Source organism: Vibrio sp. Vb2880, from assembly GCF_033337975.1.
Classification (GTDB): domain Bacteria; phylum Pseudomonadota; class Gammaproteobacteria; order Enterobacterales; family Vibrionaceae; genus Vibrio; species Vibrio alginolyticus.
In genome coordinates this window covers 1-2,288 of the sequence record NZ_JAWORT010000063.1, presented here as the reverse complement: position 1 = coordinate 2,288, position 2,288 = coordinate 1, and the positions used below count along the sequence as shown (strand labels likewise).

Annotated in this window: 1 protein-coding gene and 2 tRNA genes; all 3 read left to right on the top strand. The window is 43.5% G+C overall.

The genetic code is table 11. The features are described 5' to 3' along the window. The first annotated feature begins 1 nt into the window (after position 1). The 3 genes from R7M92_RS24805 to R7M92_RS24795 all read left to right on the top strand — a co-directional run bounded on the left by R7M92_RS24805 (position 2) and on the right by R7M92_RS24795 (position 2,287). Positions 2–77: transfer RNA gene (locus tag R7M92_RS24805), tRNA-Asn, on the top strand. Between the two features lie 275 nt (positions 78–352). Next, positions 353–1,978 carry a methyl-accepting chemotaxis protein gene (locus R7M92_RS24800; RefSeq protein WP_318134564.1) on the top strand — a complete coding sequence of 542 codons (1,626 nt, stop codon included), beginning with the start codon at positions 353–355 and terminating at the stop codon, positions 1,976–1,978. Between the two features lie 233 nt (positions 1,979–2,211). Continuing rightward, positions 2,212–2,287, top strand: a tRNA-Phe gene (locus R7M92_RS24795). Position 2,288: the final 1 nt, after the last annotated feature.

The following is a 2,288-nucleotide window of genomic DNA, read 5'->3' as shown; positions in this document are numbered from 1 at the left end:
TTCCTCCTTAGCTCAGTTGGTAGAGCGACGGACTGTTAATCCGCAGGTCGCTGGTTCGAGCCCAGCAGGAGGAGCCACTTTTAAAGCCGCATCACTTGATGCGGCTTTTTTGTATCTGCTTTATACGTCATTTCTCGCTTTCCCATTTATCTACACTGCATTTCTAAACATCAGCGAACATTAAATCCTTTCTTCAAAAACACTTATTTCACGCTAAAAATTTAATCCTCATCGTAATTTCAATACGCATTAGTATCCGAGCATATTCATCTTCACTAAGATGCCCGAGTTATTACATTTCTTCTTTTAGCTATGCCTTGCATAGTGATAACACTTTATTTGTGAGCTAAATATGAAACTAAAAACTCAAGCCTATTTATTATCTGTGATCATATTGCTAGCACTCCTAGCTCTGACCGCTACAGGCTTATGGACTCTTCGCGTCGCAAGTAACCTTGATAACAAAGCTCGAGTTACTGAGCTATTTAAAAGTGCGTACAGCATACTTACCGAAGTAGAAAAGATGGCTATCGAAGGCAAAATGCCGGAAGACGAAGCGAAAGCATTAGCCACTCGCCTACTTCGTAACAATATCTACAAAGACAACGAATACGTTTATGTCGCAGATGAAAATATGATGTTCATCGCCGCACCACTAGACCCTCAACTGCACGGAACCAGCTTCCATGACTTTAAAGATGGCAGTGGTAATAGCGTAGGCCAACTCATTCTAGATGTATTGGGGCACAAAACAGGTCAGATCGTTGAATATACCTGGAGCCAAAAACAAGCAGATGGCAGCATTGAAGAAAAACACTCGATAGCAGAAAAAACACCACACTGGGGCTGGGTTGTCGGTACAGGTATTGGCTTTAATGAAGTTAACGCACGTTTTTGGTCGACAGCACAATGGCAGCTTGTGCTATGTCTGATTATCGCGGGAAGCATTCTAAGTTGCCTGATCATTTCGATTCGCAAAATGCTTCATCTACTTGGTGGAGAGCCTAACGATGTGCGCAAAGCAGTTCAAGCTGTCGCTCAAGGAGACATTCAGACCAGTTTTGATACTGTAGCACCGAGAGGAAGTATCTATCGTGCCGTTCAAGATATGAGTCAATCACTAGCTACCATGGTGACAAACCTAGAGAAGTCTATGCATGCACTGCGCGCAGAGTTGTTTGCCGTAGAGGCTCGATCAAATACGATTGCCGATCTTACCGTATCTCAGCAGCAATCAACGGCTATGATTGCCACTGCGATGACTGAAATGGCATCTTCAGCCAACCATGTTGCCAATTCAGCAAGCGACACCGCAAACAATACGGACGAGGCTGACAAACAAAGCCAACATACTCAGAAACTCATTCATAACACGGTTGAAAACATTCAAGGTTTAGCTTCTCAATTAAATACTGCGAGTAAAGCGGTCGCCGATCTAGATCAGGATGTAAATAATATTGTAAAAGTGCTCGATGTGATTGGTGATATTGCAGAGCAAACAAACCTATTGGCACTCAATGCAGCCATTGAAGCAGCACGTGCTGGAGAACAAGGCCGAGGCTTCGCAGTCGTTGCTGATGAGGTACGCAACCTAGCAGGACGCACACAAGACAGCACAAAAGAGATTCAGTATATGATCTCCAATCTGCAAGAAGGCTCTCGCAATGCCATTCACACAATGGAAATATGTGCAGAAACCAGTGAAAGCACTGTTACAGAGTCTAAGAATGCCTCTGAAGCTCTACAGCAAATTGTAACGGCGTTAGAATCTATCACCACAATGAGCCAGCAGATCGCTACTGCTGCTGCTGAGCAGACGCAGGTTAGCGATGATATTGCGCTACGCATAAACCTTATCGAGGAAAGCGGAGGCCAACTCAACTCTGTCGTAACCGAGAGTCAATCAAGTACTCAAAGTTTAGCTTCACTAGCGAATGAGCTAGAAGGTTGGGTAAACAAGTTCTCAGTAAAGCACTAGTTTAAAGTCAATTGTTCAATAAAAAGCACGTTTTCAGACGTGCTTTTTTGTTTTTATCGCCTTTATTTTGCAAGTGAATACACTATCAATATTAAAACATCGCTTAAAGCATGGCGCATTGCTGCTAAAAATGCATAAAAACAGCCCACTCCGAGCACAAATTCATCAAACGATATTTTATTTTAATTTTATTGTTGACCTGAAAGCCGAAAAGCCTTTTAATACACCTCGTCGCCCGGATAGCTCAGTCGGTAGAGCAGAGGATTGAAAATCCTCGTGTCGGTGGTTCGATTCCGCCTCCGGGCACCAC

Excerpts from the sequence above, each read along its gene's own strand:
- R7M92_RS24800 (WP_318134564.1), top strand. The coding sequence starts at position 353 with ATGAAACTAAAAACTCAAGCCTATTTATTATCTGTGATCATATTGCTA.